The following is a 23,680-nucleotide window of genomic DNA, read 5'->3' as shown; positions in this document are numbered from 1 at the left end:
CCTATTTACCATTACGATGACGTACGATTAATTTATTAGATGCTTTCTTAGAATTTCTAGTCTTAACCCCAAGAGCTTTTTTACCCCAAGGAGTTAATGGAGCCTTACGTCCGATTGAAGTTCTACCTTCACCACCACCATGAGGGTGATCGTTAGGGTTCATAACAGAACCACGAACAGTAGGTCTAACACCTTTCCATCTCATACGTCCTGCCTTACCATAATTAACTAAAGCATGGTCTTCATTACCAACTTCACCAACTGTAGCACGGCAGACTTTTAAAAGTTTTCTTACTTCCCCAGAACTTAATCTTACTAAAACATATTTGTTTTCATAACCTAAGATCTGAGCTGAAACACCGGCAGAACGAACAAGTTGCCCGCCTTTCCCCGGATGCATTTCAATATTGTGGATTAATGTACCTTCCGGCATATTACCCATAGGTAAAGCATTACCGGTAACAATATCAGCATTCTCTCCAGAGATGATCATTGATCCGACTTTTAGTCCCTTAGGAGCTAAAATATATCTCTTTTCACCATCCACATAGTTAATTAATGCAATATTTGCTGATCTGTTTGGATCATATTCAATAGTAGCAACTTTACCCGGAATATTATCCTTGTTTCTCTTAAAATCAATAATTCTGTATTTGCGTTTATGTCCTCCGCCATGATGACGTACTGTAATACGACCGGTATTGTTACGACCGCCCTTTTTAACGAATACAGAAGTTAATGACTTTTCAGGCTTTGTTGCAGTAAGCTCATCTTTAGTCAGAGCTGTCATATTACGACGACCATTAGTCGTAGGCTTATATTTTTTAATAGCCATTTTTCTTCCTCCTATAATTGTCCGGAATAGTCCGATAATCTGAAATTATTATTCTTCTTCACCGAATAAGTTAATTTCATTTCCTTCAGCTAAACTAACTATAGCTTTTTTCTTTCTAGTAGTTTTACCTTCATGACGTCCAACTCTTTTAATTTTAGGTTTAACGTTCATTGTATTTACTGAAACAACCTTTACACCAAACATCGCTTCAACAGCCTGCTTGATTTCAGTCTTGTTAGATTTAACATCTACGAAGAAAGTATACTTATTTTCTTCCTGCATTAACTTCATAGATTTTTCAGTAAGAACAGGTTTTCTTAATACATCAGTAATGTGTGCCATTATGCTAGAGCCTCCTCTACTGCTTTGACAGCTTTTTCAGTCATCATTAAATTAGTGCAGTCTAATATATCATATACATTGATTCCATTTGCTTCAATAAGCTTAAGATTAGGAATATTTCTACAAGATAATAATACGTTTTCATCAAATTCATCAACAACTAATAATACTTTTCTGGGAGAATTAAAAGCCTTTAATACTTCTACCATATTTTTAGTTTTAATTGTTTCAAATGATAATGCATCAAGAGCAGTAAATTCTTTATCAATGATTTTCTGACTTAATGCTGACTTTAATGCTAATCTAGCAACCTTTCTATTTAACTTAAAGCCATACTTTCTTTGAGTAGGACCAAATACAACGCCTCCACCAACAAACTGTGGAGCTCTTATAGTACCCTGTCTTGCTCTACCAGTACCTTTCTGTCTGTAAGGCTTTCTTCCTCCACCTCTAACAGCAGATCTATTCTTGACTTTATGAGTTCCCTGTCTTAATGAAGCTCTTTGCAGTAAGACCATATCAAAGATTGCCTGATTGTTAGGTTCAATACCAAATACAAGTTCATTTAAATCAAGATCATTGATTTTTTCACCTTTTTGGTTAAATAATGCAACTTTTAACATTGTTTTTCCTCCTTTTCGCTTCATTATTTAGCATCTTCAGCTTCAACAGTGTTATTTACTAAGCTGACTGCTTCATTTACTTTACCATTGGCTTTAATTGCCGACTTAACAATAACTAAGCCTTTCTTTGGTCCCGGAACAGAACCGGAAATTAAGATTACATTCTTTTCCGGATAAACGGCAATGACTTCCAAATTCTGTACAGTTCTTGTCGCATGTCCCATATGTCCTGGCAGTTTCTTACCCGGAGCAATTCTGTTTGGAGCGATTGGCCCCATTGAACCAGCATGTCTATGGTTAGGACCTCCACCATGAGACATTGGTGTTCTGTGGTAATTATAACGCTTAATTGTACCAGCGTATCCTTTACCTTTACTTGTACCAGTAACATCTACAACTTCACCTGCTGTGAAAGTGTCAACTGAGATCTCCTGGCCTACTTCATAACTCATCATTTCGTCATAACGAAATTCTCTGATGAAGCGCTTAGGAGCTGTGTTAGCTTTAGCAACAACGCCCATTTCCGGCTTGTTGGCTAATTTTTCTCTCTTGTCTTCAAAACCGACCTGAACCGCATTATATCCATCAGTATCCACTGTTTTCTTCTGTAAAACAACATTTGGAGTCGCTTCTACAACAGTAACCGGGATTAATTTACCTTCAGTGCTGAAAACCTGAGTCATACCGATCTTACGACCTAAGATTCCTTTCATGAGTTACACCTTTACCTTTCTTATAATTTAATTTCAATATCCACACCACTTGGCAACGCCAGTCTTGTTAATACATCAACTGTTTCCGGTGTTGGATTCACAATGTCAATAAGACGCTTGTGAGTTCTAATTTCGAACTGTTCACGAGAATCCTTATACTTATGAACTGCTCTTAAGATTGTATAGATTTCTTTTTCAGTTGGCAGTGGTACCGGTCCAACGACTTGAGCACCGCTATTCTTTGCCGCCTCTACAATCTTTGCTGCTGAATCATCTAAAATCTTATGATCAAAAGATTTTAATCTGATTCTAATCTTGTTGTTTGCCATGATTTTTCCTCCTTTGTCTATTCGTTTAGACAACACTCCGTGTGAATTCCCTGAAGCACCCTTCCGTTCATGACAACGGCTATCAGCGTTTCAGCAACCTCGCACATCTATGTGTTTTCACAACATAGCTATGATACATGAATCTACTATTAAATGCAAGTTTTATTTTATTTTTTTCCTTTATTTATAAGTAAAAAGCAGACCTTTATAAAGATCTGCTCAATACTGCTTTGTATGATCATAAATAAATTTAAGAGCATAAGAAAATACTAAAAATAGAACTGTTAAGATTCCCGTCCATTTAATAACACCTATATATCCTATTTTACTAACATCCAGAAAAAAATAAGGATATTTTACAACATATGACGGTATTGGATTATAGATAAAATCTATAATCCTGACTCTGATTATAATAAAAGTAATATAAAGATAAGGAAATACGACAGCTGATAGTGGCAGCCATTTTGATATTTCCCTTCTGGCTGAGAATAAAAGAAAATCTAATACAAATAAAATAGGTACAATCAAATGAAGTAAAGGATTATGAAGATTTTTTGTCCAATATAACGGGGTCAGCGGATTACCTAATAATATATTATAGACCAGACAGGTAATTGTAATCCATATACAAGCTAAAAACTGTATTCTGACGAACTTCTCGCTATCTCCATAATACTGATGCCTTCTTAAAGAAGAAATCGTATCTGAGAGTTGAAAAACAATAATAATAAAACAAATAATATTTGACTGGAAAGTATAATAGGCATATGTTTGAAAACCATTAAATAATGAAGTAATAAGATTACTTGCTAAACCTATTAAAAGAAGCAAAAATAAAATGAAACGATAAATTAGCTGTACTTTTCTTGAACTCATTGAGCGGCAGCCTCATCTATTTTCTTAATTTTCTCAGCGAATCTTCTAATTTCATCATTATTAAAGTTTTCAAATATTTTTTCATTATGCTCCTTAGGTATAACCGGCATCCTTGTATTCATTAATGTTAGTATCATTCTCTCATGAAGAGAAAGTTCAGGATAATAAAGTGCCCCACCCAGTCCAGCCATTGTTTTTACATTTTTAAGTATATAATAATCGAATGTCTCAGAAAGATATTTCATAAATTCACGATGTGCCAGTGCTACAACATAAATAGAATAATGCTTACTGATAAGCAGATCCTGATGATTCCTAACAAAATAAACCATCTCTTCATCTAATTTACCATAATAAACAGGAATCCCTAAAACAATAGAATCTGATTTTTCTAGAGATTCTATATTTACATCATTAAGATCCATCAGCTGACACCGGTGCTCTAAATACGTATCCAGTACTTTCCCGATTTTCCTAGTACTGCCATGCTTTGTCTTATAAAGAATAGTAATCATAAAAACACCACCTTTAATCTATTCTAACAATTCCCGACATTAAAAAAAAGGGATTTCTCCCTTCTTTTTTAAAATCAATTATTTTAAAGCATCTTTTAAAGGTTTAGCAACTTTAAATGATGGAACTTTTGCAGCAGCAATTTTGATAGTTTCTCCGGTATGTGGATTTCTACCAGTTCTTGCAGCTCTTTCTTTTACCTGAAATTTTCCTAATCCGGGTAATGCAACTTCATCATTTGCCTTTAATGCTTCTGCAACAACATTTGTTAGAGAAGCTAATACTTTATTAACATCACTTTTTGAAAGATCAGTGTTCTCTGCAATCTTAGTTACTAATTCATCTTTTTTCATAATTTTTCTCCGTTTCTAAAGTTTATGCAATCATTATACCAAAAATATATCTTATATACAACATTTACCATTATTTTTTACCATATAACAGCCCATATCTAACATAAATGACATTAAACAAAGAAACTAAGTCAACCGAACCCATCATTGAAGACTGTGTATAGTCACTCTCCATCCCTGCCAAGTAATAGAATTCATCAACATCATCATTAGTATAATTTCTATTCATTGTTACCATCAAAATCTTTGGCTGTCTTTCTTTTAACTTTTTAATCAAAGGATCCATCAGATCTCTTCTTGCTCCTACACTTACAATAATCACAAGTGCTCCCGGCACAATAGTTTCCAACTTTTGAATCTCATCACCTTTATTAATAAAAGCATAAATAAATTTCTGAAGCTTAAGCATCTTTAACTGAAAATCCGTACAGACAATCTTGGAAAACTGATAACCAACCATATGAACATCCTTTGCCTCATATATCATTTTACAGATCTTATCAATATCAGCTATATCAATATCGTTCATGCCAATATCCAAAGAATTCTTAGTATCTCGATAAATCTTAGTTACCAGTTTTTGAGGGTTTTCTTCAATCATTTTAGCATCACCGGCTGGTAAATGTATTTCATCCGAGGCTATTTCTAACCCTTCTGCAATCTCTTTTTTAAAAGATGCAAAATTAGAACAATTCATATCTTTACAGAATCTGGAAACTGTTGCCGGTGAAGTGAAACATAAATCAGCTAATTCATTAATAGACATATAAGGAACCTGATCAAGATGTGTTAAAACCTGATGAGCAATTGTATAATGCATATCCTGAGTACTGGCAACATTTATATAAGACATCAATGTATATAAAATGTCCACTTCATTATAATCTTTAACTTGCGTTTTCATTCGCATAATAAATACTCCTTCCGTCCATTAATATAGAGATCATTACCTAATGTATCTATAACTACTGTTAAAGGCATATCCTCAACCAACAGTCTTCTTACTGCTTCTGTTCCTAAATCACTATAGGCAATAATTTCAGATTTCTTTACACAAGAAGCCATTAAAGCACCTGCTCCGCCAATAGCTCCAAAATAAATACCATGATATTTCTTAATAGCTTCTTTCACTTCCTCACTGCATCTGCCCTTACCAATCATTCCTCTTAATCCATGCTTTAACATTAGAGGTGAATAGGCATCCATTCGATAAGATGTTGTAGGTCCGCAGCTGCCAATAACCCGTCCCGGCTTAGCAGGTGCAGGACCGGTAAAATAAATAATCTGATTTTGTAAATCAAAAGGCAGAGCCTGATGATTTACAAAAGCATCTTTAAATCTTTTATGAGCTGCATCTCTTCCGGTATAAATCATACCGCTTAATAATACTTGATCCCCTGCCTTTAATAAATCAGCAGCTTCTTGAGTAAGCGGTGTTCTAAGCTTAATCATAAGATAACCTCCTGATGTCTGGCAGCATGACAACAAATAGCAACCGCAACAGGCATACCGGCAATATGAGTAGGATATGTTTCAATATGCAGACTTAATGCTGTTGTACGACCGCCAAATCCTGCAGGTCCTATTCCTAATGCATTGATTTTTTCTAGCATTTCTTTTTCAATAAGAGCGTATTCTTTGTCCGGATGATATTCATCTGTTCTTTTGAGCATTGCCTTTTTAGCCAGATAGCCTACTGAATCAAAAGTTCCTCCTATTCCTACGCCAATTACCATCGGCGGACAGGGATTAGGTCCTGCTTTCTCAACAGTATCAAGAATAAAAGATTTAATGCCTTCAATACCATCACTTGGCTTCATCATCGCAATACGGCACATATTCTCACTTCCAAACCCTTTAGGAGCAACAGTAATCTTTAGCTTATCTCCTGAAACAATCTCATAATGAATAATTGCCGGTGTATTATCATCTGTATTCACTCGATGAAGTACGGGATCAGCTACAACGCTTTTTCTTAAGTAACCTTCCTGATATCCTTTTCTAACCCCTTCATTAATTGCTTCATTCAGATTACCTGAAACATGAACCTCCTGTCCTATTTCAACATAAATACAGGTCATACCGGTATCCTGGCAAATAGGTAAGTCATTATTTTTTGCCAGATCAGCATTATTCTTTAATATATTTAAAACCTCTTTTGCATTATTAAAGTTTTCTAGTTTAATAGCATCTATCAGGGATTTAAAAATATCATTGGGTAAACTATAATTTGTTTCCATGCACATTCTAGCCACTTCTTCAATAATCAATGTACTTTCAACTTCTCTCATACTTCCCTCACTACAGTATGTGTCCCTGTAATTCATCAAGGCTTGGATAATATAATGTATAATATCTTAAGCTCATTAATTCAATGACTGACAATAAGGCATGTTTTCCTGTTTTACCATCTCTAGGATACCCCAGCTTAATTCTATAATCAACCGGTATTCCTAAAGTATTCTTATCACCGGCTGATAATAAGACTATCTTACAGCCGGATTTCTTTAAATATTGTAAAGCCTTAAATCCCGAATTACGATAATTTCCCTGTACACTAATGACAATAGCTAAAGAATCTTTTGTCATTCTTTTTGCACAGTCAAGTTGTCTTTCAGAATCCATATAGGCAGTTGTATATTTTTCCAACATCAGTAAATCTGTCTGAAAATGTAAAGCAGCACTGTTAGAAAATTGAGTACCAAAAAATACAACATCTTTGGTATCATGAATCAGTCTTAATACCTGATCTATAAGATCCCAATCGAGAGTATCAGGTAAAGTATTCAGTGTTTCTTTCACCTGAGATACAAAGTCTCTAGTCGCTCCAACAGGATCATTTTTCATCTGTCCTACAGGGATGTTGATAAGATTATTAAATTTCTTATTATTAGAATGAAAACTATAGCATTCCTGTTTCAAATGAGCAAAATTCTCATAGCCTAAAGATTTACAAAAACGAGAAATAGTTGCCGGTGAAACATAACAGACGCTTGCCAATTCATTAATCCTCATAGAATATATACGATAAAAATTATTAGCCATAAATAAGGCAATATTATAATTTGTATCAGTCTCGCTCGCCGTATCAAGATAGATAATCAATCGATAGAATAAATTCTTCATTTGCTCCTCCTGTAATTACCTCTTATTTTTTCTGCATCTTTCATTTTGCCAATAATTTTTACATCAATATCCTGACTCAAATCAAAGATAATCTGTACACCTTCTTCTTCCAAATCGCAAACCAGCTGATTCTTTTTCTTTAATACATAATCCTCATAAATCATTTTTTTATCTTTAAAAATAAAATAATATGCATCTTTAGGATCATCAACCTTCTTTATAATCAGCTGAACTTTATCTTTTTCATAGCTTCCCTGAAATTGTGTATTTGTTTTCTGTAACTGAGATCTGCATCCTACAGTAAGAAACAACATCAGTATTAATAGAATTTTTCTCATAAACTTATTATATATGAAAAATAGATATTTTTAAAGTTTTTCTCTCAATTGATATAAGTCCTTCATAATGAAGGACTTATTCAAACGGAAACTTATAATTTAAATGATACATATCTCTTACAGCAATAAATTCCTTTTGAACAGATTCACCCATCGGAACACCTTTATCCTTTCTTTCATTCCAGATTATCCATTCTTTTTCACCTGCTGTATAGATTCTTTCCTGATCGGGTGCCTTTTTTGAATTTCTTAATTCTCTCAGTATTTCTCCGGTAGTATGACGGAATGATTCTTCGCCCATAAAAAAATCAGGATTAATACAAATCAAGAAATGTCCTAAATGATAAGGTTTCTTATGACCGGAAGCATCAATGTTAGTAAGAGCTTTTAAGAATGGACTAACAGAAAGTGCTGATGATAGTATTTCAACAACTGTTGCATAGCCATATCCTTTATAGCCGGCTAATGTTTCTCCAATACCTCCTAATGGAGCTAAAGCCGCTTCCCCATCAACAAGATCTTTTAATATTTGAATAGAATCTGTTTTAGCTGTTCCATCTTTTCCTACGACCATACCTTTCGGTGTTGGCTCTCCATTCCTTGCATAAAGTTCAATCTTCCCTCTTTGAACAATTGATGTAGCACAATCTAAAATAAAATCAAAAGGTTCATCTGTTGGAAAAGAAAAGGTAAGAGGATTAGTCCCAAGCATATTCTCTACTCCAAAAGTCGGTGCAATAGACGGTCTTGCATTAGTTCCGGAGATTCCAATCAATCCCTGATGGGAAGCCATAGTTGTATAGTATCCCGCAATTCCAAAATGAGAAGAATTCCTAATGACAGCCATTGCTATACCACACTTTTTAGCTTTTTCAATAATAGTATTCATCGCTTTATAACCGGCTACCATTCCCATTCCGTCATGAGCATCTACAACTAATGTTGCCGGTGTATCTTTAATCACTTCATATCTGGTAACAGGATTTAAAATACCTTCATTAATGCGATCAATATAAATGGGCTTGAACCTGTTAGATCCATGACTTTCAATTCCTCTTCGATCACTTTCCAGTAATATATCAGTACATATTTCTGCATCCTCTTGTGGTAGCCCGGCTGCCATAAAAGCATCAGTCATAAAATTCTGCATGAGTTCCCAACTCACATAGGGTCTTGTTTCTTTTGTCATATTTTTTGCTCCTCTTTTTAAAAAGACATCTTATGATGTCTTAACCTAACTGACTCATTGGCAGCATAGCAGCACCAATAGCACCACAATCTTCTAACTTCTTAAGCAGTAAAGGAATATGATTCTGCATTCCAACATGAATCTTATTATTAAATTGTTTATTGAGTTCTTCCCAAAAATAATCCTTAGATTTCATGACTCCGCCACCAATCACAAAGCAATGAGGATCAACAGTATGAGCAATATCAGCAAACAATGTAGAAAGACAGTCAATCGCATCATCAGCAATTTCTTTTGCCTGAGGATCACCATTAGCAGCTAAAGCAAATACATTACCCGCATGCTTAATTATATCTTTACCAAAGGCTTCTTGCCCTTTACGAGTAATTGCTGTCCCTGAACATTCTCCCTCAGCTGATCCCGGATTTAAAGCACCTTGCTTATAACCATTACTTCTAACAATAATATTACCTATTTCACCGGCATGTCCTCTTCCACCTGAAATAAGCTTGCCATCAACAATAAAAGCACCACCGATTCCGGTTGAAACAGTTACAAAATAACAGCTTGGATAATCTTTTCCGGCTCCTAATAAAGCTTCTGCTAGACCGGCAACATTTGCATCATTATCAAGAAATACCGGTTTTTTAAATTGGTCTTTTAATTTCTGTACAATTGGATAATTTTCAAAGCCAGGCAGATTACTTGCCATAATCATAACACCATTCACTGTGTCTACAGGTCCCGGAACACCAATTCCAATACCTCTTACATTTTCAAATCCATCACAGTCGGTGTAATCCAATGTTTGAATCATTCTGATAATCTTTAAGCATACATAATCAGGTCCATTTTCTTTTTCCGTACTTTCTTTAACTTCACTGTAAGTCTGTCCTGATTCATCAACAAGTAATGCTCTTACATTTGTTCCACCTAAATCAATACCTATATAAAATTCCATAAAATGTCCTCCTGTCATTATTATAGCTTATATATCGTTTGTTTCAAATAATGCTTTGATAATTTTCAATAATTTTTCAGGCGGTCTACAAGTGAATGTACGCCCTTTCAGATAACTGATAGATCCAAAAGGCTTAGTAAACGTAAGTGAGTAAGCATGAAGAAACTGATAATTCAATTTAAATCTTTCTTTAATCTCTTTATTCCAATTGAAATCACCATACTTACGATCCCCCATTAAAGGATGACCCGACGAAGAAAGATGAATGCGAATCTGATGTGTTCGTCCGGTAATAAGCTGAACCTCTATTAAAGAATACTCTTTTAGTGACTTTAAGCTATGAACTTCCGTTTGCATTCGCAAAGCACCTTTACTATCAGAACTGACCATATACATTTTGCCTTCTTCTTCATTCTTTTTGACATAGCCTTCTAAACTTTCATCATTCATAAAACCCTTAACAATCGTAATATACTTCTTATCAATACAATATCTTTTTTTCATCATTTCATTAAGATCCTGAAGAGCTTTCATAGTCTTTCCAAAAATAACAAGACCGCTCGTATTACGATCTAAACGATGAACAGGTGCAGGAGTAAAAGCCAGCTGACTGTGAGGATTATACTCCTTTTTCTGATATAGATAAGCTAAAACCTGTTTATCTAAAGTATTCGTATTTTCTTTAGAATCTCCCTGTACTAATAAACCCGCAGGCTTATTAACAATTAATATCTGTTCATCTTCATACACAACCTCAAACTGAATATCTAAATAATAAATTGTTTGAGCTTGATGATAATCATTAAAACGATCTTCAAAAAGATATAAAGATACTTCATCTCCTCTTTTTAAAATATAATTCTCTTTAACTTTAATTCCATTAATTCTAACATCTTTTTTACGAAGCATTTTATAAACAAATCCGGATGGTGCATTTGGTAATAGTTTTTTTAAATATTTATCAATACGTTGATTTTCATGATACTTATCTATAATGAATACTTTCATATCTCTCTCCCGCCATAATTATAGCATACATCTTTCAATTTACTATATTTAAAAAAGAAAGCCTTTACATTTTAAATAGGTATGTTATAATATTCTTGTAAGTGAGGAAACTTACACCCCCTATAAGCAAGTTTAAAAGAAGTGTGCTCCCCCGCATACTTCTTTTATGTTATAATACATATGAGGTGAAATAAATGGAAAAACAGCTAACAAGTGAAACAATTTATGATGGCAAGATTATTCATGTCGTTAAAGATAAAGTAGAAGCCTACAACGGTAATCCGGCAACCAGAGAAGTCGTTTATCATCATGGCGGTGTATGTATTCTTGCGATTGAAGAAGGATGTATTCTATTAGTTAAGCAGTATCGTTATCCCTTTAGAGAAGATACGATTGAAATACCTGCAGGTAAATTGGAAAAAGATGAAAATCCAAGTGAAGCCGCTTATCGTGAATTTGAGGAAGAAACAAACCGTCGTGCTGAAAATATGAAATTCTTATTTGATTGTTACCCTACTCCGGGCTATTGCAGTGAAGTTCTTCATATTTATCAGGCGATCAATTTTAAAGAAGTGAATGATTCTTTAGAAGCTGATCTTGATGAAGATTTACATCTTATTAAGATGCCTATTGATCAGGCCTATCAGGCAATATTTAAGGGTCAAATTAAAGATGCAAAAACTATTATTGCGATCATGTATATTTATGCAAATAAGGAGAAGCTCTTATAGAGGCTTCTCCTTATTAAATAGAAAGTAATCAATCAATCCAATGATAACCGTATTAAACAAATAAACCGGTATCAGCATACAAAACTGAGAAGAAACAATGCCATTATTTAAAAAGTCATTATATTTAGGAAATACTTTAATAACCATATGAATTGTATTGAAAATAAATGCAAAGATAAAGTTCAATACATTACTATAGATAAGATAGATGACTCTTATAAAATCTAGTACTCCTCCTTCAAAAAAATCAATAAAAGCAGTATAAACTATAATACCTATAAAAATAATCATAAATGATAAAATCAAAGCATAAACAAATGATAAAAGAAAAGAGTACTGTTTCTTTTTTTCTTCTTTCACTTCTATTACTTCTTCCTTAACTTCTTTCGGCTCCTTCATAACCTGTGATACCAACATTGATAACCGGTCTGATTCTTCCGGTTTTAAGGAGACTGTTTTTTCTTCATCAGTATCAGATATATCAGGCTCATCTAATGGTTCGCTTACAACAACAGTCTTTTCCTGAGGCATTTCGTTCTCAATAATAGGCTCTTGTTCATCAGCAAAAATAAAGCGAGGATGTTCTTTATTCATCTCATCTATCCTGCCGGCATAAGTTTTATTAACAATATCAAGTATTTCCTGATCATCCGAATAAACATCATTAAGATGCTCTTTAATATTTTTCAACTCTTTAAATGATAAATCATCCGTCAATCCAAGAACTTCTTCAAACATCTTATAGTTATTATAAGAATTAAAAAGTAACTCATTAAGAATTTCAAAAAAACTATGAACACAGCAGTAAGAAAGCTCTTTTTGGAAAAAGGATGGCTCTATCAAATCAGAAAAATAAATAGAATTCATGTTCAGCTGATAGCTGGCACTTAATAAAGCATCAACAGAAGTAATCGTGAGTGTATTTTCAGGCTTAACCTGATATCTTTCCATTAAGAATTCCAAAGCTTCTCTAGAAGGCAACGGTGAAAGTTTAGTATCACTGCCAATCACATAATCAGCTTTATCAAATAGTCCGGCAAGTTTTAAATAGTCGATTGCACGTGATGTCTTATGAGTAGAAAAAATAGCTACACGAATATTTTTTTGTCTGAAATATTCAAATAATTCTAATGTTCCATCTCTGAATGTGACACCTTTTATTTTAAGATAATTAAAAAGATCTTTTTCTACACGATTATTTAATGATGCAGAACTGATAACACGGTTTAAAGGCAATTTGTCATACATTGTATACATATTGCCTAATGATTTATAAAATTCTTCTTTTGTGATTGTGCTATGGCGCTGTTTGCATAAATTCTTATAAAAATTATAACGCAGTTTATTCAACGGTAATAAACATCCGTCAAGATCGCAAATCACTAACTTTATATCAGTAACAGACTGTTTCATAATTTCACCCTTTGTATTATTATAACAAAATTTTAATAAATGAAAAGAAGCAGATAGAGAAATACATCACTGCATAATAAAAGATCATTCTAAGTAAATCTACTTAAAATGATCCTATCTTTTATTTTCTTTTTCTCTTAACTTCTTTCAGTCTTGCTTTAGCATTTCCTTCAAAGACTGCTAAATCTCTATTCCAGGAAGCATAGTCAGGATTCTTTCTAACATCCTTGAGATGATAATTTTTAGCAATGTATTTGCCAACATAGTCTGACATCTTTTGAGCACCCCAGTAATTCATATGACTGCCATAATCCTTAAAATCAGAAGGTTGTCCATCAAGACCGGAAGTTAATCCCGCTTCTTTGATAAGCTTTTCATCATTGAAATCAAGATAATTAACACCATATTTTTTAGCAATTTTAGCTGATTCAATACTTCTCTTTTTACTCCAGTCGGCCGGTGCCCAGGCTGTCATAAAGAGTACCTGAATGCCCTTCTCTTTACATATTTTCATAATTTTATCAAGATAGTAAGCATCAATCGGATCCATTGTATCAATCGTTGCTTCATCACAATAAGATGCCGGATTAAATTTTACACGCCTTGTATGAAATTTAAACCCTTTATAGACTGTTGGTCTATTCTTTAATTTCTTTAAAGTAAAATCCTGCTTATTCAATGATTTCCATCTTGTATGATATTGAGTCATTGGCAGATATTCATTAATTTTACTTTTGATAAGTTCATTAAATTCAAATGTTCCCGGTCTTAAAAAGAATTCATTGGTCTCAATAACTACCAGCTTTGGTGATTGGGTTTTAAGAAAATCAGTAAAAAGTTTATGAGCCTTGACTGTCGTCTGTAATTCTTCACTAGCCATAAATGATGTAAAGCCTTGATCACGATACATCCATAATGGATTTAAAGCATAGAATAAATCACTATTGCCAAGTCCTAAAACCTGAATAGTATTTTTTTTCTCACCATAAAATCCTCTTGCTCTGGCAATATGCATACCGGCTTTACGAGTATTATTTTTAGGGCTGAATAGTAAGCCTCCTGAAATAATCACACAAAGAACTATAATAATAAATACGATAAGATAAACTGCACGTTTAAGTGTCATTTTATTTTCCATAAAACCTCCTAATAAGCTCCATAGAGGAAAGCAACTGAATCATATCCGCTACCATAGGCACCAAAAATAAAGATTGTAAAGAATATAACAAAATAACAAATATATCTTACATAAATTGGCTTAGTATTAAATATCTTTCTTAATTCATATCCCTTTTCATGTAATACATCCACAATAACAACAACAAGAATACCAATTAATAAAACAATCCATTCTTTACCGCCTAATTCTAATTCTATTGAGAATACACGTGGATCAAAGAGATTAAATCCATCAAAGATACCAATAGTAAAATCATAGAACTTCCTCATTGAAGAAACTCTAAATAAAAGCATACCAAAGTTAATAAGAATAAATGTACGAATTACCTGAAAAACATGATATGGTTTAGATTTAACATTAATATGAAGAACATCTATACATTTATCAAATAATGGCTTACATAATAATCCTAATGCCATAATAATATAATAATACAGTCCATAAATAATAAACTTAATACCAACGCCATGCCATATTCCCATAATAAACCATACAAAGAATGATGAAAATACAACCGGTAATGTTCTTCCAAAATAAGCATTACAGTGATCCTTAAACCATTTACTGATATTTTTAAATGGTTTAGACAAAGTAACACTAAATAAAACATATTCTTTTAACCATGCTCCTAAAGTAATATGCCATCTTCTCCAGAATTCATTAACACTGGCAGAAAAGAAAGGCTGTTTAAAGTTTTCCGGTAAAGTAATGCCAAGCATCAATGCAGAACCTCTAACAATATCCATACATCCTGAGAAATCAGTATAAAGTTGGATTGTATAAAGAATAATACCTACCAGATTGACAATACCATGATAATGAGTAAGTGTTCTAAACACTTCATGAACATATAGATTTGCTCTATCAGCAACAATAAGCTTTTTAAATAGCCCCCACATAATAAGCTGAACACCATTTTGGAAATTTGCATAATTGAATGGATGACCGGTATGAATCTGATCAGCTACTTCATCAAATTTAGCAATTGGTCCTTCAGTAATTGTGCCAAAGAAGATTAGATAATTAAAAACTTTGCCAAAATGATGATCGGCTTTATATTTACCTCTTGATATATCAACAACATAGCTAATTGCCTGTAATGTATAATATGAGATTCCTAAAGGAACAAAGAAACGCATTCCCGGAATATGTACTTTAAATATTCCTAATACTCCATTTAGAATTATAGTAAGAAAAATACTGTATTTCAATACTGCTATAAAAGCAATATTAAATAAAATCAGAAATATTTGAATTCTTTTTTTCTTCTTATCCAGTGTTTCTTTTAAAGCTTTACGATCTTGTTTTTCAAGACCTTTCTTTTTCTCTTTATACGCTTCATTAATAGAATCCAGCTTCAGCCCTCCAAAATAAACACTCAAAGCACTGATTAAAACAAAGACAATTAATTTAGGATGACTGCTTGTCAAATAAAAAATAATACTTGATACAAGAATAACTATCCATCTTTTCTTCAATGGTACTAAATAATATGTAATAAAAGTCAATATAAGGAAAATAAACAGATATGTATATGATACGTAATTCATAATTCCTCCAAAATCAGCATCGCTATGCCAAATATTTCCTATTCCCATTGGCTAAATAATATAAGCCAAGACAATTTATTTTCTTGTCTCAATTAAGATACACTGAATAGCAGGAATATGCAATATATTATTTTCTTTTTTTATCTATTAGTACTATTAACATTTTTTATTCCGGTAAATAAACCTACTATCTCTATTTAAAACATTTATTTTTCGCTATTATTAATTTTATTTCATATTCCTTAACATATTTTAATGCTTTATTCTTAAATTCTTCTTTTGAACAGTTGTTTTTTAAAAAGAGAATCTTTGATTCTACTTCTGAATCTATCTGTAAATCAAAATCATGCTCCTTATGATAAGCTTCAATAATTAAATCTGCGGTTTCATTCGTACTGATGCCAAAGAAAATAGAAATATCCTCAATAGATTTACCGAGCTTATAGCTTAATAGTACTGCCTGTCTGATAGTATCCATATTTATCCTTTCTTTTGATCCTGTTCTTTCAATCAAATATCTTTCCACTTTCCTTAAAACCTGTAGCGTCTGAAGACAGTCATATGATGCACGATGCCGCTGAGATTCTTCAATTCCAAATAATCTAATCAGATCTTTAAGCTTATAGCTTGGTGTTTTAATATATCGTTTAATAAGTTCTATTGAATCAATCATATCATTAAATAGATATTTTATTTCCTGAGTATTCATATGATATCTTTGCGCTGTTGCAAGCATTATTCTATAATCATACTGAATATTATGACCAAGAATTCTTCTTGTACCAATAACATTTTTAATAGTTTCCCATTCATCTTTAAAATAAGGCTGATTCTTTAAATATGCATTATCCATGCCTGTTATTCTGATAGCCTCTCTAGCCATCTTTTTCTGGGGATGAAACAGAGAATGATAAAGTTCATGTCCCAGCTCATCTAAAACAGATAATTCAATAACTTCATCATTCCTATAAAGTCCGGTTGTTTCAGTATCCAGTACTACAAAATGATCTATTCCTAATATCGTATAAGTCATAGGTATCATCAAAGGAGCTTTATATTCATCTATAGATGTATATTTATTTCTTAAAGCAATATGCTTAATTGCCGATAAATGCGAGCTGATAAGCTTTTCCAAGCTCTCCGGACATTCTAAGAGGTCAATATTCTCTGATTCTTTTATGTAGTTTTGCTCAAGAAGAAACTGTGTCAGTTGATCTTTAGATAAATGATATTCTTCTCTAATAGTCTTTATTGTTTTCATAATGCTATTATAAAGCAAAAAACAGGTCTTGAAAAGAAGACCTGTTTTTCTCTTATAAAAAGAGAAAATCATTAAAAGGGGAAGTTTATGAAATTTGTAGTAATTCTTACTACAGGTATTACTATAAATTATCATTATGGTTAATTAATAGGAATATAACAGAAAATTATGTGATAAAAAAGAGATCAAACGATCTCCGATTTTTCTATGGTCTCCCCTCACGGGCTCGAACCGTGGACCCTCTGATTAAGAGTCAGATGCTCTGCCAACTGAGCTAAGGAGAGATTGCATAAATTACTTTACACGTATCCTTGATAAAAGTCAACAAAAATATAAACAATTATCATGATTAATGAAAATACACGGACAATATAATGTCCGTGTATTTTAAAGAGTTAAAATTATTTTTTTAACTGGTAAAATGATTTAAGTCCTTTGAATTTAGCCTGTGCACCCAATTCATCCTCAATTCTTAACAACTGATTGTATTTAGCAATTCTGTCAGTTCTTGAAGCAGAACCAGTCTTAATCTGACCGGCATTAGTAGCTACAGCAATATCAGCAATAGTTGTATCTTCAGTTTCACCTGATCTGTGAGATACAACAGCAGTATAACCTGCTTCTTTAGCCATTTCAATAGCTTCTAAAGTTTCAGTTAAAGTACCAATCTGATTTACTTTAATTAAGATAGAGTTAGCAGCACCTCTTTCAATACCCATAGCTAATCGCTTAGTATTTGTTACGAAGAAATCATCACCAACTAATTGAACTTTCTTTCCTAATTTCTTAGTTAAGTAATCCCATCCTTCCCAGTCATCCTGATCTAAGCCATCTTCAATTGAGATAATAGGATATTTATCTACTAATGTTTCTAAGAAATCAACAAATTCAGTATTAGTGAATGATTTTCCTCCTTCACCGGCTAATGTATAAACTTTCTTTTCATTATCATAGAACTCACTTGAAGCGATATCCATAGCAATCATAACGTCAACACCTGGTTTATAGCCGGCTTTTTCAATTGCTGTTACAATAGTCTTTAAAGCTTCTTCATTAGAAGTTAAGTTTGGAGCAAATCCCCCTTCATCACCAACAGCAGTATTCAATCCCATACCATGTAATACAGCTTTTAAATTATGGAATACTTCACATCCCATACGGATAGCTTCTTTAAAAGTATCAGCACCGACAGGCATAATCATGAATTCCTGGAAATCAACATTATTATCAGCATGTTCTCCGCCATTAACGATATTCATCATTGGAGTAGGAATAACATAAGAATTAGCACCGCCAATATATTTATATAAAGGTAAGCCTACACTGTCAGCAGCAGCTCTTGCAGCTGCAAGTGAAACACCTAAAATAGCATTTGCACCGAGTCTTCCTTTATTTTCTGTACCATCTAATTCAATCATCTTAGCATCTAATGCTCTCTGATCAAATACATCCATACCAATAACAGCTGGAGCAATTTCATTATTAACATTAGCAACAGCTTTGCTGACACCTTTTCCTAAATAACGAGACTTGTCACCATCTCTTAATTCAACTGCTTCATGTACACCAGTTGATGCACCGCTTGGTACGATTGCTCTGCCGAATGCACCAAATTCAGTAGTAACTTCTGCTTCTACAGTTGGATTACCACGTGAATCAAGTACTTCTCTTGCATAAACTTTTACAATTTTATCCATTTTATTTCCTCCTATGTGTATAAAATAATCATAAACTATTAAGTAAATAATTCAAGTTTTTTTTATCTATTTCAAAAAAATATAGCTTTTTTATGCTCTCTTCTCCTATTCAAGAACTTAGCCATCCAAAAGCCTAATTTTCTATTGCATTCAGTATAAAGATATGCTAATATTAATAGGCAATCTTATGGAGGTATACTCAAGAGGCTGAAGAGGCTCCCCTGCTAAGGGAGTAGGTCGGGTTAACCGGCGCGAGAGTTCAAATCTCTCTGCCTCCGCCATTTAAAGAATCGGATTGGATTCTATCCAATCTTTTTTTCTTGAAAACATAATCCCGATAATTTAGGAATAAAGATTTCTTTTTGTTTTCCGGCAGAAATCTTTTTTTCTTTATAACTATTCTCTGATGAGATAAGAAGCTCTAAATCATGCTCACCGGTATACTGATAATAACTATCATTTAAAGAAAAGTTAAAGAAGCAGACAAGAGTTTCTTTCTCACATATTCTTTTATAAATATACAAACATCTATCCTCCTGATGGCAGTCTATCCAGCGAAAACCTTTATAATCATAATCTTCTTGAAATAAAGAAAAATGAGTTAAATACAGATGACATAATGACTTCATATAAGATGAAAACTCTTGATGAATAGGATAATCCAAAAGAATCCAATCCTGCTGCCTGTTCTCATCCCACTCTCTAAACTGTCCTAATTCATTTCCCATAAAATTTAATTTCTTTCCGGGATGTGTATACATATAAAGATAAAGAGCTTTTAATTGACTAAATTTTTGCTTGTAACTGCCATATATCTTATCAATAATAGTTTTTTTGCCATGAACGGTCTCATCATGAGAAAATGGTAAAAGGTACTGTTCATTATAAAAATAATACATAGAGAAAGTCAGCTGATGATAATGGGATGGTCTTTCTTCAAATGATTTTTTAAAGTAATCTAAAGTATCATTCATCCATCCTAAATCCCACTTATAATCAAATCCCAAACCGCCGGCAGAAACTGACTTAGTGATCCCTTGATAAGAAGAAGAATCTTCAGCTATTAATAAAACATCTTCTCTTCTTTGCTTCAAGCCCTGATTCAATGACTTAAGAAAAGAGATACCTTCAATATTTAACCCTCTTTTTTTATCTCCCTGATAATATATCAGACATAAAACAGCATCATATCTTAATCCGTCAATATGATACTCTTCTATCCAAAAGTAAGCCACACTATTTAAAAAAGAACATACATCACCTTTTGAATGCATAAAATTACAACTTCCCCACTTACTATTTCTTTCAGGATACTCATAAAGAGATGTACCATCATAGTTTCTTAATCCATAACCATCTATCGCAAAATGAACAGGTATATAATCAAGAATAACACCTATTTCATACTGATGACAATAATCAATAAATGATTTCAACTGATCAGGTGTTCCATAGCGTGAAGTTGGAGAAAAGAATCCTATTGCCTGATACCCCCATGATTTCTCATTAGGATATTCAAAAATAGGCATCAGTTCTACATAATTATATCCATTCTCTAATAAGTAAGGTACTAATAATTCACCTAACTGATCATAATTTTTTACTTCTTTTTTCCATGTTCCTAAATGTATCTCATAAATATTTATTGGCTTATGCTTATCCATTACTCTATGATTCATCCATTCCTCATCATGGAACTGATAATCAGATAAATAAAGACATGATGCACTGCCCGGTGATGTTTCACTATAATAACCATAAGGATCACAATGATCAGTATAATCGTATTCATTATAATATATACGATATTTATACATCTGGAAAGGTTTGACATGGTCATGAAGAAAATAAAAAAACTGACCATTTTCAATACGCTCCATTCTATCTTCCTGCCAATTATTAAAGTCTCCTATTAAACAGACATGATGAGCACTGGGAGCATAAGTAATGAATTCGGCTTTATGTTCATTAATAAAATGTACTCCTAAATATTTATAGGCATCAAAGCAGTTTCCATTATAAAATTCTTTTAAATCCACTATTATCACCTGAATTCTTTTCTATATTATAGCATATTCAGTTAATGAAAAAAACAAGGACTAAACCCTGTTCTTTATTATACCTATGAATTTTTAAAAGTCTTAAAAAGCTGCCAGCTTGTCAGAAACAGTTAATAATGCAATCAGCAATGATCCCATACCTAAAACAATAGTAATAGCACATAGAGCAACTAATATTACATTATAAAGTTCTACATTGACACTTATATATTCTTTGCAAAATCCCCATTAAAAGTAGTACAAATAACCCCGTTTTCATACCCCATTTTTAAATATATTATATCAGCTATTGTCATGCATTTAATACAGTCCTTAATACTTTTATGTTTTCTTTCATAATATCTACATATGTTACTCCTTTTTCAAAATCATCAGCAGTAATATTATGAGCACTATTCAACACTCGTACTTTTGCACCTGTCTCATCACTAATCGCCTTAGCCGTTTTACCTGTAGATAATTCGATTTTTAAGATATAAGATATTTTATTTCTCTTTACATAATCTACTAAATAAGAGAGCGTTTTAGTACTTGCTTCCGTATCTTCTGCACAGTCGGCAAAAGCAGCCCGATAATCTAATCCATATTCTTTAACAAAATAAAGAAATGGAAAACGATCAGCTACCACAATCGTTTTTGTTTTAGCATTCTTAACAACACTTCTTATTTCTTTATCAATAGAATCAATCTTACGAATATATTTCTGAGCATTCTTTGAAAAATCAGCTTTTTTAGAAGCATCTAAAGCAGAAATCTTTTCAGAAAGCTTACTGATAATTATTTTAGCATTAACCGGACTTGTCCAAACATGTTCATCATATTCTTTTTCTTCCTGATGATTATGATCATGATCTTCTTCCTGTATTCCTTCCTTTTTTTCTTCTTCGCTTAATTTAACAAGATCCGTTAATTTAATACTCTGATCTTTTTTCTTTTCTTTAAGCAGTTTATCTACCCATACATCAGAATCACCGCCCGTATAAATAAACAGACTGCTTTCTTTAATCGATACAATATCATCAGAAGATGGCTCATAAATATGAGGATCACTTCCCGGCTTTAATAACAGTTTCACACTAATATCCCTATTGTCGCCAATAATAGCACGCACAAAATCATAAGAAACATAATTACTAGTTACAATATTATATTTCGCTTTAATAACCTTATTTTTCGATTTCTTATAACAACCTGTTAAAGCTATCATAACTACAATTACTAATAATATCTTTTTAAACATATTTTAGTTCCTTCCTGCATTCCTCACATAACCCGGAGAGTGTAGAGTTTTCACAATCTAAAGCAAAACCATGGTCTTTCAGCAAATGATTCATAATAGTATCCATAAAATCACATTCTAAATGAATAATCTTGCCACAATGTGTACATTGCAGATGAAGATGATAGCGACAATTCTGATGAACATACTGATAATAGCTGCAATCATCTTCTGCAGTTTTAAATTTCCTTAATATACCTTCATTATGAAGTTTATCTAAATTACGATAAACTGTTGCCAGATTAATAGAAGCATTCTTTTCTTTGATTGCTTCATAGATGCTGGATGCACTAATTCTCTCTTCCTTATGAAGATCAAGATAATCCATAATAAGATCTTTATTTTTTGTATGATAACTCTTTTTCATTTACTTCTCCTTTTTTGCAGTCCAATTGCGATTTCATAATAGCACAGCTTTTTGATGTGTCAATAAAGAGATAAATAATTTCTATTTTATACTCTTAATAAGATATTCACCCATCTGTATCTGCATATTCTTAGTAAATAAATGACCTGCATTTCTAATAATATGCACTTTGATATCCGAATACGCTTTTTTAGCCTGTAAAGAATAACTGAGCGGTACAACTGTATCTTTAGAACCATGAAAAATGGTAACATGTCCCTTATAATCCATAATATCTCTATATATTAAATATTTTCTGCCATCAATAATATATCTTCTTCCTATTTTTCCTTTTAAAAAAGAAATTGTCTGTCCTTTTTCAGGAACTGGAGAAAAACGGCAAAGCATAGGAATATTATAGGCAGGTGCTCCTAAAAATAATCCCCTAATATCATTTCTTTTAGCAGCTGTCAGACTGGCTACGAGACCTCCCTGAGAATGTCCACCCAGATATATTTTACTGTTATCTATGAAATTCAATGTCTTTATTTTTTCAATAACAGCCTGAAGATCTTCTATTTCAGTTGATACAGACATATCACGCATAGATCCATCAGATTTGTTGATTGGTGATCCTCCCCTAAAATCAAAAGTATAAGCAGCAATCTGATGTTCCATCAAATAATGAGCTAAAACAGATAGATTCCTATAATTTCCTCCATATCCGTGACATAGTATAACTACAGGAACAGTTTTCTCTGTTTTAGGAATATAGGCTTCTCCATAAATTTTTTGTTTATTTATATAAATAGAAATCTGTTTAACTGTATTCTTTTTAATAGGTATAACCTGTTTAGGTATATATTCTTCTTTGATCTTTGTTTTTTTATCAGTGGATATCATATGGCATCCACAAAGGCAGAAACAAAGTATAATTATTAATAATTTTTTCAT

The 23,680-nt window shown here is 32.6% G+C and carries 26 protein-coding genes and 2 tRNA genes; 2 read left to right on the top strand and 26 right to left on the bottom strand.

From position 1 onward, the window contains the following. Nucleotide 1: 1 nt before the first annotated feature. From rplB to HMPREF9943_RS02720, 16 genes are all read right to left on the bottom strand, one after another. Nucleotides 2–835 (bottom strand): 50S ribosomal protein L2, encoded by an 834-nt coding sequence (rplB, locus tag HMPREF9943_RS02795; RefSeq protein WP_004801798.1) that lies wholly within the window; start codon nt 833–835, stop codon nt 2–4. A gap of 48 nt (nt 836–883) precedes the next feature. Continuing rightward, on the bottom strand, nt 884–1,177 hold the full coding sequence (rplW, locus tag HMPREF9943_RS02790) for a 50S ribosomal protein L23 (protein ID WP_004801789.1): 294 nt from the start codon (nt 1,175–1,177) through the stop codon (nt 884–886). Beyond that, nucleotides 1,177–1,800, bottom strand: coding sequence for a 50S ribosomal protein L4 (gene rplD, locus HMPREF9943_RS02785; RefSeq protein WP_004801787.1), 624 nt, complete (start codon nt 1,798–1,800; stop codon nt 1,177–1,179). The genes rplW and rplD overlap by 1 nt, the downstream gene beginning before the upstream one ends. A gap of 23 nt (nt 1,801–1,823) precedes the next feature. After that, nucleotides 1,824–2,513: a 50S ribosomal protein L3 gene (gene rplC / locus HMPREF9943_RS02780; RefSeq protein WP_004801785.1), complete on the bottom strand. Its 690-nt coding sequence runs from the start codon at nt 2,511–2,513 to the stop codon at nt 1,824–1,826. 20 nt (nt 2,514–2,533) lie between these two features. After that, on the bottom strand, nt 2,534–2,842 hold the full coding sequence (gene rpsJ, locus HMPREF9943_RS02775; protein ID WP_004801783.1) for a 30S ribosomal protein S10: 309 nt from the start codon (nt 2,840–2,842) through the stop codon (nt 2,534–2,536). 219 nt (nt 2,843–3,061) lie between these two features. Then, nucleotides 3,062–3,721 carry a Pr6Pr family membrane protein gene (locus tag HMPREF9943_RS02770; protein ID WP_004801781.1) on the bottom strand — a complete coding sequence of 220 codons (660 nt, stop codon included), beginning with the start codon at nt 3,719–3,721 and terminating at the stop codon, nt 3,062–3,064. Then, entirely contained in the window at nt 3,718–4,236 is a 519-nt protein-coding gene (locus tag HMPREF9943_RS02765; protein ID WP_004801780.1) for a flavodoxin domain-containing protein, read from the bottom strand. Before HMPREF9943_RS02765 ends, HMPREF9943_RS02770 begins: the two co-directional genes overlap by 4 nt. Before the next feature lie 78 nt (nt 4,237–4,314). Beyond that, nucleotides 4,315–4,587 (bottom strand): HU family DNA-binding protein, encoded by a 273-nt coding sequence (locus HMPREF9943_RS02760; RefSeq protein ID WP_004801779.1) that lies wholly within the window; start codon nt 4,585–4,587, stop codon nt 4,315–4,317. A gap of 70 nt (nt 4,588–4,657) precedes the next feature. Then, nucleotides 4,658–5,497, bottom strand: coding sequence for a MurR/RpiR family transcriptional regulator (locus tag HMPREF9943_RS02755; RefSeq protein WP_004801778.1), 840 nt, complete (start codon nt 5,495–5,497; stop codon nt 4,658–4,660). Then, nucleotides 5,488–6,039: a Fe-S-containing hydro-lyase gene (locus HMPREF9943_RS02750; protein ID WP_004801777.1), complete on the bottom strand. Its 552-nt coding sequence runs from the start codon at nt 6,037–6,039 to the stop codon at nt 5,488–5,490. Before HMPREF9943_RS02750 ends, HMPREF9943_RS02755 begins: the two co-directional genes overlap by 10 nt. After that, nucleotides 6,036–6,878: a fumarate hydratase gene (locus HMPREF9943_RS02745; protein WP_004801776.1), complete on the bottom strand. Its 843-nt coding sequence runs from the start codon at nt 6,876–6,878 to the stop codon at nt 6,036–6,038. Before HMPREF9943_RS02745 ends, HMPREF9943_RS02750 begins: the two co-directional genes overlap by 4 nt. A gap of 10 nt (nt 6,879–6,888) precedes the next feature. Further along, on the bottom strand, nt 6,889–7,713 hold the full coding sequence (locus tag HMPREF9943_RS02740) for a MurR/RpiR family transcriptional regulator (protein WP_004801775.1): 825 nt from the start codon (nt 7,711–7,713) through the stop codon (nt 6,889–6,891). After that, nucleotides 7,710–8,051: a hypothetical protein gene (locus tag HMPREF9943_RS02735; protein ID WP_154647518.1), complete on the bottom strand. Its 342-nt coding sequence runs from the start codon at nt 8,049–8,051 to the stop codon at nt 7,710–7,712. The genes HMPREF9943_RS02740 and HMPREF9943_RS02735 overlap by 4 nt, the downstream gene beginning before the upstream one ends. A 76-nt stretch (nt 8,052–8,127) precedes the next feature. Then, nucleotides 8,128–9,240 carry an Ldh family oxidoreductase gene (locus HMPREF9943_RS02730; protein ID WP_004801771.1) on the bottom strand — a complete coding sequence of 371 codons (1,113 nt, stop codon included), beginning with the start codon at nt 9,238–9,240 and terminating at the stop codon, nt 8,128–8,130. 40 nt (nt 9,241–9,280) lie between these two features. Further along, nucleotides 9,281–10,201, bottom strand: coding sequence for an ROK family protein (locus tag HMPREF9943_RS02725; RefSeq protein WP_004801769.1), 921 nt, complete (start codon nt 10,199–10,201; stop codon nt 9,281–9,283). 27 nt (nt 10,202–10,228) lie between these two features. Beyond that, nucleotides 10,229–11,209 (bottom strand): RluA family pseudouridine synthase, encoded by a 981-nt coding sequence (locus tag HMPREF9943_RS02720; protein ID WP_004801767.1) that lies wholly within the window; start codon nt 11,207–11,209, stop codon nt 10,229–10,231. 194 nt (nt 11,210–11,403) lie between these two features. Between HMPREF9943_RS02720 and HMPREF9943_RS02715 the strand changes: the two genes are divergently transcribed. After that, nucleotides 11,404–11,940, top strand: coding sequence for an NUDIX hydrolase (locus HMPREF9943_RS02715; RefSeq protein WP_004801765.1), 537 nt, complete (start codon nt 11,404–11,406; stop codon nt 11,938–11,940). Here HMPREF9943_RS02715 and HMPREF9943_RS02710 read toward each other — a convergent pair. The 6 genes from HMPREF9943_RS02710 to eno form a co-directional block, all read right to left on the bottom strand. Then, nucleotides 11,935–13,353 carry an HAD hydrolase-like protein gene (locus HMPREF9943_RS02710; RefSeq protein ID WP_004801758.1) on the bottom strand — a complete coding sequence of 473 codons (1,419 nt, stop codon included), beginning with the start codon at nt 13,351–13,353 and terminating at the stop codon, nt 11,935–11,937. The two genes, HMPREF9943_RS02715 and HMPREF9943_RS02710, sit on opposite strands and share 6 nt — an antisense overlap. 121 nt (nt 13,354–13,474) lie before the next feature. Beyond that, on the bottom strand, nt 13,475–14,491 hold the full coding sequence (locus tag HMPREF9943_RS02705) for a hypothetical protein (protein WP_004801756.1): 1,017 nt from the start codon (nt 14,489–14,491) through the stop codon (nt 13,475–13,477). Nucleotides 14,492–14,499: 8 nt separating this feature from the next. Continuing rightward, nucleotides 14,500–16,083 (bottom strand): MBOAT family O-acyltransferase, encoded by a 1,584-nt coding sequence (locus HMPREF9943_RS02700; protein WP_004801754.1) that lies wholly within the window; start codon nt 16,081–16,083, stop codon nt 14,500–14,502. A gap of 193 nt (nt 16,084–16,276) precedes the next feature. Then, complete coding sequence (locus HMPREF9943_RS02695) at nt 16,277–17,344, bottom strand: 3'-5' exonuclease (RefSeq protein WP_196793786.1); 1,068 nt, start codon at nt 17,342–17,344, stop codon at nt 16,277–16,279. A 208-nt stretch (nt 17,345–17,552) separates the two neighbouring features. Beyond that, nucleotides 17,553–17,628: transfer RNA gene (locus HMPREF9943_RS02690), tRNA-Lys, on the bottom strand. Nucleotides 17,629–17,745: 117 nt separating this feature from the next. Then, entirely contained in the window at nt 17,746–19,041 is a 1,296-nt protein-coding gene (gene eno, locus HMPREF9943_RS02685; protein WP_004801747.1) for a phosphopyruvate hydratase, read from the bottom strand. A gap of 189 nt (nt 19,042–19,230) precedes the next feature. On the opposite strand from eno, the gene HMPREF9943_RS02680 reads away from it, so the two are divergent. Further along, nucleotides 19,231–19,322: transfer RNA gene (locus HMPREF9943_RS02680), tRNA-Ser, on the top strand. Between the two features lie 21 nt (nt 19,323–19,343). Here the strand turns inward: HMPREF9943_RS02680 and glgB are convergent. From glgB to HMPREF9943_RS02660, 4 genes are all read right to left on the bottom strand, one after another. Next, nucleotides 19,344–21,080, bottom strand: coding sequence for a 1,4-alpha-glucan branching protein GlgB (gene glgB, locus HMPREF9943_RS02675; RefSeq protein WP_004801745.1), 1,737 nt, complete (start codon nt 21,078–21,080; stop codon nt 19,344–19,346). Nucleotides 21,081–21,393: 313 nt separating this feature from the next. Then, nucleotides 21,394–22,341, bottom strand: a complete 948-nt coding sequence (locus HMPREF9943_RS02670; RefSeq protein WP_004801742.1) for a metal ABC transporter substrate-binding protein — start codon at nt 22,339–22,341, stop codon at nt 21,394–21,396. After that, nucleotides 22,334–22,747: a Fur family transcriptional regulator gene (locus HMPREF9943_RS02665; RefSeq protein ID WP_004801741.1), complete on the bottom strand. Its 414-nt coding sequence runs from the start codon at nt 22,745–22,747 to the stop codon at nt 22,334–22,336. The genes HMPREF9943_RS02670 and HMPREF9943_RS02665 overlap by 8 nt, the downstream gene beginning before the upstream one ends. An 81-nt stretch (nt 22,748–22,828) precedes the next feature. Next, nucleotides 22,829–23,680, bottom strand: a complete 852-nt coding sequence (locus HMPREF9943_RS02660) for an alpha/beta hydrolase (protein WP_004801740.1) — start codon at nt 23,678–23,680, stop codon at nt 22,829–22,831.

The organism is Eggerthia catenaformis OT 569 = DSM 20559 (genome assembly GCF_000340375.1).
Classification (GTDB): Bacteria; Bacillota_I; Bacilli_A; order Erysipelotrichales; family Coprobacillaceae; genus Eggerthia; species Eggerthia catenaformis.
The sequence above is the reverse complement of the archived record's forward strand: the minus strand, read 5'-3'. Positions and strand labels throughout refer to the sequence as shown.